At 57.1% G+C, this 12,932-nt stretch carries 11 protein-coding genes; 8 read left to right on the top strand and 3 right to left on the bottom strand.

All coding sequences use genetic code 11. The annotated features are described in order from the left end of the window. Positions 1-13: 13 nt before the first annotated feature. Complete coding sequence (locus tag I6N98_RS10110; RefSeq protein WP_198568250.1) at positions 14-1,189, top strand: vWA domain-containing protein; 1,176 nt, start codon at positions 14-16, stop codon at positions 1,187-1,189. 4 nt (positions 1,190-1,193) lie between these two features. Here I6N98_RS10110 and I6N98_RS10105 read toward each other — a convergent pair whose 3' ends face one another. Further along, on the bottom strand, positions 1,194-1,952 hold the full coding sequence (locus I6N98_RS10105) for a TrmH family RNA methyltransferase (protein WP_198568249.1): 759 nt from the start codon (positions 1,950-1,952) through the stop codon (positions 1,194-1,196). 422 nt (positions 1,953-2,374) lie between these two features. Between I6N98_RS10105 and I6N98_RS10100 the strand changes: the two genes are divergently transcribed. The 3 genes from I6N98_RS10100 (at position 2,375) to I6N98_RS10090 (ending at position 4,845) form a co-directional block, all read left to right on the top strand. After that, entirely contained in the window at positions 2,375-3,682 is a 1,308-nt protein-coding gene (locus tag I6N98_RS10100; protein WP_198568248.1) for an ammonium transporter, read from the top strand. Positions 3,683-3,781: 99 nt separating this feature from the next. Further along, the gene (locus I6N98_RS10095) at positions 3,782-4,048 is read left to right on the top strand and encodes a glutaredoxin family protein (protein WP_198568247.1); all 267 of its coding nucleotides are present in this window, start codon (positions 3,782-3,784) and stop codon (positions 4,046-4,048) included. A 2-nt stretch (positions 4,049-4,050) separates the two neighbouring features. Then, complete coding sequence (locus I6N98_RS10090) at positions 4,051-4,845, top strand: MOSC domain-containing protein (protein WP_198568246.1); 795 nt, start codon at positions 4,051-4,053, stop codon at positions 4,843-4,845. Between the two features lie 33 nt (positions 4,846-4,878). Here I6N98_RS10090 and I6N98_RS18620 read toward each other — a convergent pair whose 3' ends face one another. After that, positions 4,879-6,843: a transglycosylase SLT domain-containing protein gene (locus I6N98_RS18620; protein ID WP_232787303.1), complete on the bottom strand. Its 1,965-nt coding sequence runs from the start codon at positions 6,841-6,843 to the stop codon at positions 4,879-4,881. 80 nt (positions 6,844-6,923) lie between these two features. On the opposite strand from I6N98_RS18620, the gene I6N98_RS10080 reads away from it, so the two are divergent. Next, positions 6,924-8,816 (top strand): ATP-binding cassette domain-containing protein, encoded by a 1,893-nt coding sequence (locus I6N98_RS10080; protein WP_198568245.1) that lies wholly within the window; start codon positions 6,924-6,926, stop codon positions 8,814-8,816. Between the two features lie 48 nt (positions 8,817-8,864). Here I6N98_RS10080 and I6N98_RS10075 read toward each other — a convergent pair whose 3' ends face one another. Then, on the bottom strand, positions 8,865-9,296 hold the full coding sequence (locus I6N98_RS10075; protein ID WP_198568244.1) for a universal stress protein: 432 nt from the start codon (positions 9,294-9,296) through the stop codon (positions 8,865-8,867). Positions 9,297-9,401: 105 nt separating this feature from the next. On the opposite strand from I6N98_RS10075, the gene I6N98_RS10070 reads away from it, so the two are divergent. From I6N98_RS10070 to topA, 3 genes are all read left to right on the top strand, one after another. Further along, a complete protein-coding gene (locus I6N98_RS10070) occupies positions 9,402-9,872 on the top strand; it encodes a hypothetical protein (protein ID WP_198568243.1) in 471 nt (156 codons plus the stop codon). Then, entirely contained in the window at positions 9,859-10,140 is a 282-nt protein-coding gene (locus tag I6N98_RS10065; RefSeq protein ID WP_337924592.1) for a DUF1653 domain-containing protein, read from the top strand. Before I6N98_RS10070 ends, I6N98_RS10065 begins: the two co-directional genes overlap by 14 nt. 112 nt (positions 10,141-10,252) lie before the next feature. Then, positions 10,253-12,931, top strand: coding sequence for a type I DNA topoisomerase (gene topA, locus I6N98_RS10060; protein ID WP_198568242.1), 2,679 nt, complete (start codon positions 10,253-10,255; stop codon positions 12,929-12,931). Position 12,932 lies beyond the last annotated feature (1 nt).

Genomic DNA, 12,932 nt, shown 5'->3' with positions numbered 1-12,932 from the left:
TAGATAGACGCTTATGTTGGTACAGTTTTTTCTCGGCTTGCGAAATGCCGGCATTCCCGCCACGCTCCGGGAGCTAATGGATCTGCTTTCCGGGCTAGAGGCGCGGCTGGCCTTTATGGACGTGGACGAGTTTTATCAACTCGCACGGGTCTGTCTGGTCAAGGACGAAAAATATTACGACCGCTTCGATAAAGCGTTCGGAGCCTACTTCAACGATCTGGCTACGCTGGACGACGTTATTGAGGCAATGATCCCCGACGATTGGCTGCGCAGTGAATTCCTCAAGCAACTCAGCGAAGAGGAAAAAGCCAAAATCGAATCCCTGGGGGGGCTGGACAAGCTGATTGAGGAGTTTAAAAAACGTCTCGACGAGCAGAAAAAGCGTCACGCCGGCGGCAATAAATGGATTGGCACTGGTGGCACCTCGCCCTTTGGGCACAGTGGCTACCACCCCGAGGGCATTCGAGTTGGCGGCGAGAGCCGCAATAAAAAAGCGGCCAAGGTGTGGGAGCGTCGCGACTTCAAAGATTTGGATGACAGCATTGAGCTGGGCACCCGCAACATCAAAGTGGCGCTGCGTCGCTTGCGCAAGTTCGCCCGCACCGGCGCCGCTGACGAGCTGGATATCGACGATACCATCTCGTCCACAGCAAAAAACGCCGGTTTGCTGGACCTGAAAATGGTGCCAGAGCGCCACAATGCAGTAAAAGTACTGCTGTTCTTTGATATCGGTGGCTCCATGGATCCGCATATCAAAGTCTGTGAAGAACTCTTTTCAGCGGCTCGCACCGAGTTTAAGCACCTGGAGTATTACTACTTCCACAACTTCGTTTACGAGTCAGTGTGGAAGAACAATATCCGCCGTCACAATGAGCGGACCAGTCTGTTAGATGTGCTCCACAAGTACAGCGCCGATTACAAAGTCATCTTTGTTGGCGACGCCTCTATGTCACCCTACGAAATCGTTCAACCCGGCGGCAGCGTCGAGCACTGGAATGAAGAGGCGGGGGAGTTCTACATGCGTCAGATTCTGGAGACCTACGATAAGGTCGCCTGGATCAATCCTGTACCTCCCGATGAGTGGGGCTGGACACATTCCATACGCATGGTGGAGGAGCTGATGGAAGGCCACATGTACCCGATGACGCTGGCGGGTCTGGAAGCGGCGATGGGCTACCTGGCCAAATAGCCACCTAGCTAACGGCAAAGGCCAGCAGCGCCGCAGTAACAGCCACATTTAATGACTCTACGCCGTTGTGCATGGGAATGCGCAAGCGGCGTTGGCATAGCGCCTCGATGTCCCCAGAAACGCCCTCGGTTTCATTACCCAGCACGTAGATGCGCTTGCCGCCGCGTCCCCCCTCGTCAAAGACGGTGTCCTGAGCATGGGAGGATAGACTGCTGAGTTCGGCGCCATCGTCTTTAAACTGCTGCAAGGTCTTCGATAACTGCTCACAGTGATAGATCGGTGCTTTAAACAGCGTACCGGCACTGGCCTTGATCACTAGCGGCGACAACGCTGCGCAGCCCTTACGGGGCAACACCAAGCCATCGATTCCACTGGCGGCCACACTGCGAATAATCATCCCCAGATTCTGAGGATTGGTAACCCGGTCCACCGCCAACAGCGTGTAGCTATTATCCGCCTGATCAAAGAGCTGCGAGATAGGACGATAACTGGGGAGCTGGAGGTCCGCTGCCACCCCCTGGTCCTGTTTGCCATTGCGGGAGATCCTCGACAGGGCCTGACGATCGTGCCATTGCACCTCCACACCTCGCTGCAGTGCCAAGGCTTCAATATCGGCAATGATCCCACCGCGGCGATTGCTGTGGGCCAAGTGAAGTTTGTGTACCGGTATACCTTGGTCCTGCAGCGCCTCCAGCACGGGCTTGCGACCATAGATTGTCAGTAGCGTCTGATAAAACGCTTTTCGCTCCTGATAGTCGTTCACAGTGAGGCGGGTTTCCTTTTGGGTGGACAGTGCAGCTGTGGCCCCCGTGACAGGGTGACTGTGGCTGGCGCCATTATATCTGTGTCTATGGGAATCACCAGGCCGGTCACTAGAGCTAATCCGCCATGAATGCGCGTTCTAATATGGTGCGCGCGATCTATTTTTGGGCACGGTTTTTGCTTTTAGCTGGTGCAGAAGCCGCTTAAGTATGCACAAAAGTGTAACTCGACGGTTCCAAATGCCCAGCAGGCAATGGTTGTTTGCGTTAAATACCTGGAGATAGAACGCTTTTGGCGGGAATCGGCGGTTTTTAAGCAGAATAAAACCGGTCTGGGTGGGCGCATATAAAAGCACCAAGATGGTGCTTTTTGAATTTATAAGACTTGATATGGTGCATTCCACCGAAGTTGGGGGAGAGTTGTATGAAGATTAACCAAAGTTATCGCCGCCTAGCGGCGCTGGGTGGGGCTGGCGCGCTATTGTGTGCACCACAATTGGTATTTGCGGATTCGCTGGACGGTGCCAATACTGCCTGGATTATCACTGCCACGGCCCTGGTGCTGTTTATGACTTTGCCTGGCCTGGCGCTGTTCTATGGCGGGTTGGTGAGAAGCAAAAATATCCTCAGTGTGCTGATGCAGTGCTTCAGTATTACCTGTGTGGCTTCTCTACTGTGGATGGTAGCGGGTTACAGCATGGCCTTTAGTGAGGGCAACGCCTTTGTGGGCGGTTTATCCAACCTGTTTCTGGGGCAGGTCAGCGAGGGGAGCCTCAGTGGCGATATACCGGAAACGGTATTTTTGATGTTTCAGATGACCTTCGCCATCATCACGCCGGCCTTGATTGTGGGCGGTTTCGCCGAGCGCATGCGCTTCTCTGCGGTGATGATTTTCTCGGCAATTTGGATTCTGGCGGTCTACGCGCCCATTACCCACTGGGTATGGGGCGGTGGTTGGTTGGCCGAAATGGGCCTGCTGGATTTTGCCGGTGGTACCGTGGTCCACATTACTGCAGGGGTAGCGGCACTGGTGGCTGCGCTGGTATTGGGGCCGCGTCAGGGCTTTGGCCAGATGGCATTGCCGCCGCACAATTTGACCATGAGTTTCACCGGTGCCGGTATGCTGTGGGTGGGCTGGTTCGGCTTTAACGCCGGCAGCGCTCTAGCAGCGAATGGCGACGCGGGTATGGCGATGCTGGTGACTCATTTATCGGCGGCCACAGGCTGTTTGACTTGGTCGTTGGTAGAGTGGAAGCGCTTCGGTAAACCCAGTGCTCTCGGCGCGATTACCGGTATGGTTGCGGGTTTGGGGACCATCACGCCGGCTTCTGGTTACGTCGGGCCAGCGGGAGCGGTAGTGATCGGCTTTAGTGCCGGTATCATCTGTTTCTACTGCACCCTCACCCTAAAGCAAGTGTTAAAGATCGACGACTCTCTGGATGTGTTCCCGGTACACGGTGTCGGCGGCATCCTGGGCACCTTCCTGGCGGGTATTTTTGCCAGCAGTGAACTGGGGTTGTTCAGTGGCCAGGGTTTGGCTGATGGAGTGACTATCGCCAGCCAGCTTAAAGTACAGTTGATCGGCATCGTCGCCACCTTTGCCTACACGGCGGTGGTAACCTGGGGTATCCTCAAGCTGGTCGATGTGCTTGTCGGGCTGCGTGTTACTGCCGACGAGGAATCGGAAGGCTTGGACATTACCGGTCACAACGAGGTGGGCTACGACCTCTGAGCGAAGTAGCATGGCAATCCAAGCCTGTGCTTTTTAATATATGTGTAAGGCCCGGCAAATGCCGGGCCTTTTTGTTTTTGGAAATGATCAGGGGGAGGCATGGCGCCAGCTGTAGTGGAGTTTAAGTTACTGGGTACCAGTGGCTGTCATCTCTGTGATTTGGCTGAGGATCTGCTGGCGAGCCTGTTGGCCGAGGGGCAGCCTTGGCAAATAGAACTCATCGATATCGCCGACGACGAGAGCCTGTTGGCTCGCTACGCTACCAGTATTCCGGTTTTGCTTGGCGACAGTGGCGCAGATCCACTGTGCTGGCCTTTTAGCCGGGAGCAAGTCCTGCAGTGGGCCGCCATGGGCCCTGGGAGATAATCGTGCTACGGGTACACAGTCTTTATTGTTTTCCCGTCAAGTCGCTGGCTGTGGCAAGCTGTCGTGCTGTCACCGTGGACGACTGGGGCCCCAGTGGCGATCGGCGGTGGATGGTGGTGGATGAGGCCGGGGCCTTTGTGACCCAGCGGCAGCTACCCGCTATGTGCCGTATCCAGGCAAGCTGGCGGGATGCTGAATTACTCCTGCAAGACCTCGATCACCCTCAAGAGGCTGCCAGGGTCGATATACCGAGGGAGAACGTCGTGTCGGTGAAGGTATGGCGAGATGACTGTACTGCCTGGGATGCTGGTGATGAAGCCGCAGACTGGCTGAGTCAGCGTTTGGGCAGGGCGGTGCGCCTGTGTTTTATGCCCGACTCTTCCTTTCGCCAAGTCGACCTCGATTACGCCCAGCCGGGAGAGCGAGTCAGTTTTGCCGATGGCTTTCCCTTTCTGATCTGTCAGCTCTCATCGCTATCGAAGCTTGAGGAGGCGGTGGGCCACCGTTTGGCGATGTCCCGTTTTCGCCCCAACATTGTGGTGGAAGGGGGGGAGGCCTTTGCTGAGCGCCACTGGCGAGGATTGCGAATTGGCGAGCTGGAGTTTGATTTGGTAAAACCCTGCGCGCGCTGTGCGATTCCCACCATTGATCCTGCGACCGCCGAGCGCCAGCGGAATGTCTTTACCGCCCTGAGGGCCTTATGCAGCGATGGCCGAGAAGTACATTTTGGTCAGAATGCGCTGCACCGGGGGCAGGGGCAAGTGAGGGTAGGCGATCCCGTGACGGTGCTGAGTTAGCTTGTCAGAAAACAGCCGCGGGATTTTACAGCGTTATTCCGCATCCTCATCCAACAAAAGCGGTGAGATTTCTCGCTCGTGCTGGGCCAGAATGGGCCGTGATACCGCAAGTTTCTCGCCATAGACCACGCTGAAGGCCAGTACATTTTTGATGTAGTGGCGGGTCTCGGTGTAGGGCAAATTCTCTATCCAGATATCCGCTGGAATATCGCTGCTCTGTCGCTCCAGTACCCGCTCAACTCGGTGTGGGCCGGCATTATAGGCGGCAGTGGCGAGAATCCGGTTGCCGCCGAAGCGCTCCATTAGTTTGGCAAGATAAAAGCTGCCCATGGCGATATTGGTATCGGGATTAGTCAGATCCCGATAATGAAAGCCGCGATCCCCCATTTGCCGGGCCAAACTGCGGGCCGTAGCCGGCATTAACTGCATCAAGCCTCGGGCTCCGACTGGCGACCGGGCGGAAGGATTGAACGCGCTCTCCTGGCGAGCAATAGCGTAGACCCATTTCAAGTCGAGGTTTTCGGCACTGACTGCCCGGTCGAAGTTGTCTTTGTAAGCGACCGGAAAGCGCAGTGTCAGGTCGTCCCATTCGTCGGCGCGAATGGCGGTCATAATGGCCTGGTTGACCCAACCGAGATCCATCGCCAGTTGGGCTGCGGCAACCTGCTCATCGCGGCTAAAACCGTTCAGTGCCTGGTTCCACTCCAAGCGAGAGGCCAACGACTCGCCGTGCCATTGCAGTTCTATAGCGCGCTGCACTGCCGGATTTTGCTGGACCTGGGGAATGAGAGCCGGGTTTAGGGTGCGACGGTCACCCAAGCGGTACTCCTGGTTAAGCAGGTCTGCCGCCATAAAACTGTAGTAGCCCCGCTCGGTGGCCATTTGCCGCAGCACGCGTTGGGCGTGGGGGGTGAATTCCTGGTGGATCTCAATATCGGCTCGGGCCCACCAGTACTGCCAGTCCGGCTCTTTGCGCCGATCTTCTGGCAGGGCGGCGATAAAGCGGTGCACAGCTTTCCAATCCCGATCTCGAAGCGCCAGTCGCACCCGCCACTCGGTCAGGTAGGGGTCTTCAAATTCGGGGTCGTTGGCATTGATCCAATCGCGAACGTACTCCGCATCCCCGGCGATAATTTGCCTGGCCAGGGCGTCCCTCAGTTGATGGTTTTGTAAGTCGCTGAAGCCGAGATGCTGCTGGAGTTGGTGCCAAAGGGTGTTGGCGCGCTCAAAATCCCGCGCCGCCAGTCGCTGCAGGGTATGGCTGGCGACCATCCGGGAATGCTCGTTCACCGGTAGGCTGGTGCCGACACGGTAGAGGCGGTGGGGGTGCTGTAACAGCTCGCGGTACTGATCCTGCCCCGGGATTTTGCCGAGTAGGTAGGCGGCCAGGCTAAATTGCTCCGCCCGCATGGCCAGGGCAGCGCGCTGCCAATAGTAGTCTGCCCGTTCTTCATCACTGAGGCGCTGGCTCCACTGGCGGAGTACACCATCGCAGGCCTTGGGCAAAGAATAGGGGGTCTGCCAGAGTTTGGCGGTCTCCAGATCGGCTTTTTTATCCATATCCTGCTTGCGCAGCGCGCGGATATAGACGCAGGTAAAGCCCGATGGCGGATCGGCCTCGTAGTAGCGTACAAACTGCCCCCAATCGTTTTGACGGAGCAGGTGTTGTAACCAGGCGATGCGAACTCGCTTGCCCACCAGGGTGTCCTGGTACTTGGTTAGGTGGGCGTCAATAGCGGCGCTGGAGTAATCGCCGATCTGGGCTTTGATCAGTTCTAGTTCCAGGTAGGGGCGCAGTGGATAGTCTTGTAGGGCGGGCAGCTTGTCCTGGGCGCTATCTACTTGACCGCGACTGATATCCTCCAGCGCTTCACGGTATACTTGCCGCGCCTCAGCCAGCGCGGCGGGAACCTCGGCGTCGCTGGCTAGTGCGTTGCCCAGTACACTGATCGGCAGGGACGCGATCAGCAACAATGTCAGGAATCGGCCGAACACCACTTTTGCAGCCCTCAGGGTTGAACCTTGTTAATTTACGTCATTCGGGGCAGTACAGCCCCGCTGTGTCATTGGATCACTATATGCCTTTACTTCGCGCCTCTCAATTGCAGCACACCATTGGCGAGCAAATTGTGTTTGATAACGCTGAACTCCAGCTGGATTCCGGCGAGCGCGTGTGTTTGCTGGGCCGCAACGGCAGTGGCAAATCGACGCTGTTAAAGATGGTGGAAGGCAGCGTCAGCCCCGACGCCGGAGAAATTTGGCGACAACCGGATATCCGCATCGCCCGCATGGAACAAATGCCAGATTTTTCCTCTGACGAGGTGGCCGCACTGACGGTGTACGACGTCGTGGCCGATGGCCTGGAAGAGTTGGGCGCCTTGCTGCGCCGCTTTCACCAGCTGACCCAATCCGCCGACGCTGATCTGTCGCAATTGGAGTCGCTGCAGACCCGTATCGAGGCCCAGGACGGCTGGCTGTTTCAGCAGCGCATCGAAAGCGTGCTATCCCGGCTGGCACTGGACGCCGACACACCCGTGGGTAAGCTGTCTGGCGGTTGGCTGCGTCGGGTGGCGCTGGCCAGGGCGCTGGTGGTGGAGCCGGATATCCTGCTGTTGGATGAGCCCACCAACCACTTGGATATGGAAGGCATCCTTTGGTTGGAGCAGTGTGTAAAGGATTACAGCGGCTGCGTACTCTTTGTCACTCACGATCGCGCATTGATACAGTCTCTGGCTACCCGCATTGTGGAATTGGATCGGGGCGCCCTGAAGAGTTATCCCGAGGATTACCAGCGTTATCTGGCAACCCGGGAACACGAGCTGGAAATCGAAGCTGAACAAAACGCGCTGTTCGATAAGCGTCTGGCTAAAGAGGAAGCGTGGATTCGACAGGGCATCAAGGCCCGGCGCACCCGCAACGAAGGCCGGGTGCGCGCGCTGAAAGCCATGCGTCGAGAGCGCTCGGAGCGCCGCGAGCAGCAAGGCCAGGCCTCTCTGGCAGTCAATACGGCAGAGCGCAGCGGCAAGGTCGTCGCCGAGCTGGAAGGGGTCAGCTATCAGGTCGCGGGCAAGAAGTTGGTCCAGGACTTTTCTCTGCTGCTGTGCCGGGGCGACAAATTGGCGCTTATCGGCCCCAATGGTGTGGGTAAAACCACCTTGCTGCGGTTGATTCTCGGCGAGCTCACTCCCGACAGCGGTACCCTGAAACAGGGCAGTAATCTGCGGGTGGCCTATTTTGACCAGCTCCGGGACCGCCTGGATGAGGACCAGCGCGTGGTGGATATCGTCGGCCAGGGACGGGAAAGCGTCACTGTGGGCGGTAAGGATCGCCACATCATGAGTTACCTCGGCGATTTTCTGTTTACCCCGGAGCGGGCTCGCTCCCACCTGTCGGTGCTATCCGGCGGCGAGAGGGCCCGGGTTCAGCTCGCCTGCCTGTTTAGCCAACCGGCCAATGTGCTGGTGATGGACGAACCCACCAACGACCTCGATGTGGAAACCCTGGAACTGCTGGAGAGTCTGTTGGTGGACTTCGACGGGACGGTATTGTTGGTCAGCCACGACCGGGCCTTTGTCGACAGTGTGGCCAGCAGCTGCCTGCTGTTCGAGGGCAATGGTCGCATCAGCGAACATGTCGGCGGCTATTCAGATGTGGCAGCGTACCTGACCCGTCGGGATGCAATGGCAAAGGCCCAGCGCAGTGCCGCAGCGGTGCCCAGCGCCGCGCCGGCCAAACCGGAGGCGCCCAAAAGCCAGCGCAAATTGACCTACAAGGACCAGCGGGAACTGGATCAATTACCGGATAAAATAGATGAATTGGAGACGCGGATAGCGGAGTTGACGCAAATTAGCACCGATCCTGATTTTTATCAGCGAGACAGCGACACAGTGACGGCCTTGCTCAACGAACTGGCAGAGCAGCAGGCTGAACTCGATCACTGCCTGGAGCGCTGGATCGAGTTATCTGAATAGCGGCGCTGCGGCGCCGCTATCACTTTTCCGAAACTCTAATTAGCCCAGTTAGCCAACTCGCACAGCGAGGACGTCGCAGGTTGCGCCGTGTAGCACGCCGTTGGCGGTAGAGCCTAGCAATAGCGCGAGTCCCTTGCGGCCGTGGCTGCCCACCACGATTAAATCCACGCCCAATTCTTCGCTGAGTTCGTGGACTTTGCTTTCCGGGCGACCCATCAGCAAATGGCAGTTGGCTTCATCGATGTCAAAGCGCTGCCGATATTCTCCCAGCGTTTTTTCGGATTGCTCCTGAAGTTGATCCTGTACGGAGGAGAAGTCCATGGGGATATCGCCGCCATAGGCGAGGCTTAGTGGCTCTACCACATGCAGTAAATGCAACTGCGCGGAAAACTGTGTGGCGATACTTTTGGCTCGCTCGATTACCGGCAGCGCTTCCTCTGACAGGTCAATTGCCACCAAAATACGTTGATAACCAGCCATATAACCCTCTCCAATATTCGCAATCGGTTCTGGTATTAAGGTATAAAGCCGCTCTACTGTCCAGTGCTGCGTAGAGCCACTTTCTATGCAGCGTCAGGGAGCACTATGTACTTATTGATTGCAATCGGGGTGTTGGCATTTATGCTGGCGCCCATTATCTGGATCGTTCCCACTCCCAGCCAAAAGCGCCAGGCCAGACTGCGGGAGAGAGCTCGCCAGTTGGGGCTGGAGGTGAAGGTGGCGACACTGCCGCAAACCCGACGCGCCCGCGCGCGACGAGAACCGGAGCGGCAAATATTGCGCTATACACACCCAGTCCAAAAGCCGGCCAGAGCGGATCATTGGCACTACTGGCTGGTCCAGTCGGAGCCCGAGGACACCACCGCACCGGCGGACATTGCCGATCGCTTGCAAAGAGAGCGGGACAAATGGCCAAAGGGCACCGTGCTGATCGAGGGCTCGCCACGGGGACTGGGCGTTTACTGGAAGGAGAGCGGGGCGGATATTCCCGAAGTCGAAAATCTGGCCACTATGATGGCTAAACTGGTGAAGGAGCTCCATCTTGAACAAGGGTGATCAAAACCAAAATTTGGGCGAATCCGGGCCCGCGCAGCCGCGCCCGGGGCGCTACCGGCACTACAAAGGTGGTGAGTATTGGGTATACAGTTGTGCGACCCACAGCGAGACCGAGCAACAGTTGGTGGTTTACCGCCCCCTTTACGGTGACCGGGAACTGTGGGTTCGGCCCGTGGAAATGTTTATGGAAGATGTTGAAATAGAAGGGAAAAGGCGCCCGCGTTTTGCCTGGGTTAACGACGACCCAGAGGGGGCGCCCGCGCTCTAACAAGAGTGTCACCGGGCGGACTTACCCTTGACCCGCACCAGTTGAACACTTATATATGTCGCCTCGCCGGGGGTCCCGCGGCGCAGGAATGTGTAGTCATCAGAAGGATACTATGGGCAAGTCACTGGTTATTGTGGAGTCGCCGGCCAAGGCGAAAACCATCAACAAGTACCTGGGTTCGGATTTTGTGGTGAAATCCAGCGTGGGCCATATCCGCGACTTGCCCACCAGCGGCAGCAACAAGTCGGGGGGGGTAGATGCCAAAGCTCGAGCCAAGGCGGCGGCGCAAACCCGCAAGATGTCACCTGAGGAAAAAGCCCGCCACAAGAAGAAAAAGGCCCAGGAACAGCTTATTGCCCGGATGGGTATTGACCCCAACAACGGTTGGAAAGCGAAATACGAAATACTGCCCGGTAAAGAAAAGGTGGTTAATGAGCTGAAAAAGCTCGCTGACAACGCCGATACCGTGTACCTCGCCACTGACCTTGACCGCGAAGGAGAGGCCATCGCCTGGCATTTGCGGGAGTCTATTGGCGGCGACGAGAGCCGTTATAAGCGGGTGGTGTTTAACGAGATCACCAAAAAAGCGATCCAGGACGCTTTTGCCCACCCCACAGACCTGGATATCAACCGCGTTAATGCCCAGCAGGCCCGCCGTTTCCTGGATCGGGTAGTGGGCTATATGGTGTCCCCGCTGTTGTGGTCAAAAATAGCCCGGGGATTGTCCGCTGGCCGCGTACAGTCAGTTGCGGTGCGCTTGATTGTGGAACGGGAAAAAGAAATCCGCGCTTTTGTGCCGGAAGAGTATTGGCAAATCCACACCGACAATCGGGCGGACAGTGGTCAGCTGCGCCTGGAGGTCAAAAAGTGTCGCGGCGAAAACTTCCGCCCCGGCAATGAAGACACCGCCATGGCGGCGGTTAGCGCATTGCAAGGCGCCAGTTACAAGGTCGCGGCGAGGGAAGATAAACCCACCCAAACCAAGCCCGGCGCGCCGTATATCACCTCGACGCTGCAACAGGCCGCCAGTACCCGGCTCGGTTTTGGCGTGAAAAAAACCATGATGTTGGCTCAACGCCTCTATGAAGCGGGCTACATCACCTACATGCGGACTGACTCCACCAACCTCAGTAACGATGCTGTGGCGGCCTGCCGGGATTTTATAGAGCAGAGCTACGACAAGCGCTACCTGCCCGACGCCCCCCAGCGTTACAGCAGCAAAGAGGGTGCACAGGAGGCTCACGAAGCTATCCGCCCATCTGATGTCAATGTTCAGCCCACCCAGCTCTCGGGCATGGAGCGGGATGCAGAGCGGCTGTACACACTCATTTGGCGTCAATTCGTCGCCTGCCAAATGACACCGGCAGAGTTCACCAGTACCTCCATCACCGTTGAGGCTGGCGACTACGAGCTGCGCACCCGCGGCCGTGTGGTGCGTTTTGACGGCTTTATGCGGGTACAACCGCCTGCCGCCAGTAAGAAGGAAGAAGATCAGGAACTGCCTGATGTGGCAGTTGGTGATGTGCTGGAGCTGTTGAAGGTCGATCCCAGCCAGCACTTTACCAAGCCGCCGCCCCGTTACTCGGAAGCGGCGCTGGTGAAAGAACTGGAGAAGCGCGGCATAGGCCGGCCCTCTACCTACGCGTCGATTATTTCCACCATTCAGGACCGGGGCTACGTCAAGGTAGAGAACCGGCGTTTCTATGCCGAAAAAATGGGCGACATTGTCACCGACCGGCTGGTGGAAAGCTTCAGTAATCTGCTGGATTACGGTTTCACCGCTTTCATGGAAGAGCGCTTGGACGAGGTCGCTTCCGGCGACAAGAACTGGCAACAGTTGTTGGACGAGTTCTACGCCGATTTCCGCGCCACCCTGGAAAAAGCCGAGGCGCAGGACGGCGGTATGCGCAACAACCAGCCCACGGATACCGATATTCCCTGTCCAAAGTGCGGCCGTCATATGCAGATTCGCACAGCCAGCACCGGGGTTTTTCTGGGCTGCTCAGGTTATGCCTTACCTCCCAAGGAGCGCTGTAAACAAACTATCAACCTGGTGCCCGGTGACGAATTTGTCAGCATCGATAGCGACGACGATGAAGCGGAATCAAAAGTGTTGCGCAGCAAGCGTCGCTGCAAACTCTGCAACACGGCAATGGAAAGCTACCTAATTGATACCTCACGCAAATTGCATATTTGCGGCAATAACCCCGACTGCAGTGGCTACGAAATAGAAACCGGCAGTTTCAAGGTCAAGGGCTACGACGGCCCTACTATTGAGTGCGACAAATGCGGCGCTGAAATGCAGCTTAAAACCGGGCGCTTTGGTAAGTACTTTGGTTGCACCAATGAAGACTGCAAAAACACCCGCAAATTACTGCGCAACGGCGAACCAGCGCCGCCAAAAATGGACCCGGTACCCATGCCGGAGTTGGCCTGCCAAAAGGTCGACGATCACTATGTGCTTAGGGACGGCGCTTCCGGGCTGTTTTTGGCAGCCAGCGGCTTCCCCCGCAACCGGGAAACCCGGGCGCCACTGGTGAAGGAGATATTGCCTCATCAGAAGGAAATCGACCCCAAGTATACCTTCCTGTTCTCGGCGCCTACCGAGGACGATAAGGGGCGGGATACCGTGATACGCTATAGCCGTAAAACTCAAGAGCAGTACGTGCAGAGCGAAGTTGACGGCAAACCCAGTGGCTGGAGTGCTTTCTACGAGAACGGTGCCTGGGTGCCTCGGAAAAAGGCAGCCAGAAAAAGTCCCGCAAAGAAAAAAGCCGCCAAAAAATCGTGAT

It is taken from the genome of Spongiibacter nanhainus (genome assembly GCF_016132545.1).
Classification (GTDB): domain Bacteria; phylum Pseudomonadota; class Gammaproteobacteria; order Pseudomonadales; family Spongiibacteraceae; genus Spongiibacter; species Spongiibacter nanhainus.
This window is presented reverse-complemented; position numbering and strand designations above follow the sequence as displayed.

Bases quoted from the DNA above. Each gene is read 5' to 3' on its own strand.
- I6N98_RS10110 (WP_198568250.1), top strand. From the start codon at position 14: ATGTTGGTACAGTTTTTTCTCGGCTTGCGAAATGCCGGCATTCCCGCC.
- I6N98_RS10100 (WP_198568248.1), top strand. From the start codon at position 2,375: ATGAAGATTAACCAAAGTTATCGCCGCCTAGCGGCGCTGGGTGGGGCT.
- I6N98_RS10075 (WP_198568244.1), bottom strand. From the start codon at position 9,296: ATGGCTGGTTATCAACGTATTTTGGTGGCAATTGACCTGTCAGAGGAA.
- I6N98_RS10080 (WP_198568245.1), top strand. From the start codon at position 6,924: ATGCCTTTACTTCGCGCCTCTCAATTGCAGCACACCATTGGCGAGCAA.
- I6N98_RS10070 (WP_198568243.1), top strand. From the start codon at position 9,402: ATGTACTTATTGATTGCAATCGGGGTGTTGGCATTTATGCTGGCGCCC.
- topA (WP_198568242.1), top strand. From the start codon at position 10,253: ATGGGCAAGTCACTGGTTATTGTGGAGTCGCCGGCCAAGGCGAAAACC.
- I6N98_RS10095 (WP_198568247.1), top strand. From the start codon at position 3,782: ATGGCGCCAGCTGTAGTGGAGTTTAAGTTACTGGGTACCAGTGGCTGT.